Source organism: Sphingobacterium shayense (assembly GCF_013179575.1).
GTDB lineage: Bacteria > Bacteroidota > Bacteroidia > Sphingobacteriales > Sphingobacteriaceae > Sphingobacterium > Sphingobacterium shayense.
This window is the reverse complement of the sequence record NZ_JABMCQ010000341.1, coordinates 1-938: the sequence shown is the minus strand read 5'-3', so window position 1 is coordinate 938 and position 938 is coordinate 1. Positions and strand designations below refer to the sequence as shown.

The following is a 938-nucleotide window of genomic DNA, read 5'->3' as shown; positions in this document are numbered from 1 at the left end:
ACCTTTTGAAATTGATTTGAAAACAGGGCTGAAAGTAGGCGAAAATAAACTAGAAATAAAGGTGTACAATACTTGGGGCAACCGTTTCGGTTATGAACGTGAGGTAGAAGTTGCCGCACCACAAGTGAAGACGACCGCACCGTCAAAATTTTTGAAAGAGATGCAACCGGCCGGGTTACAGGGAAAGGTAGAGATTGTTCGTTATGGACAAGGAAATTAGGAAACGATCATTGATGGAAATGAAACAAATGAAAGGTATCAGGAGAATTACAGCGTTATGCACTGCAATATCAGTATTTACAGCTGTTAACGCGCAAGAAAAAGCACTTACCAATACGAGCAAAAGCCCTCATGCGGTCACCGCCGGTATAGACCTTGGTGATGTGTCATGGACAAAAGGTTTTTGGGCTGATCGGACGACAACTTGTTATAATCATATGGTTCCTCGGTTGTGGGAAGTCTATACGAGTGCAGATATCAGTCATGCTTATCGTAACTTTGAGATAGCCGCAGGTCTTGAACAGGGGGAACATCAGGGGCCCTCGTTTCACGATGGTGATTTTTATAAAACGCTGGAGGCTGTGTGTGCGTTGTACGCACAAACCAAAGATGCCAAGTTATTATCGATGATTAATCAAGTTATACCTGTAATTGCAAAAGCGCAACGTGCTGATGGTTATATTTATACCAAAGCAACGATTGACCAGCGTAATTCTGGTGAAAATATTGAGTTTCAAGATCGCCTGAGTTTCGAATCCTATAATATCGGACATTTAATGACCGCTGCATGCATACATTACCGGGTTACCGGTGAAAAGCAATTATTAAATATAGCTATCAAGGCCGCGGACTATCTATATGGGTTTTATAAAAATTCCAATCCAACTTTAGCTAGAAACGCTATTTGCCCTTCACATTATATGGGGACAGTAGAACTC

At 41.7% G+C, this 938-nt stretch carries 2 protein-coding genes; both read left to right on the top strand.

Features of this window, described 5'->3' with window-relative positions:
• Positions 1-220, top strand: a 220-nt coding sequence (locus HP439_RS19245; RefSeq protein WP_172391929.1) for a hypothetical protein, incomplete at its 5' end; no start/stop codon positions are given.
• A 13-nt stretch (positions 221-233) separates the two neighbouring features.
• A partial coding sequence (locus HP439_RS19240; RefSeq protein ID WP_246229430.1) for a beta-L-arabinofuranosidase domain-containing protein occupies positions 234-938 on the top strand: 705 nt, incomplete at its 3' end.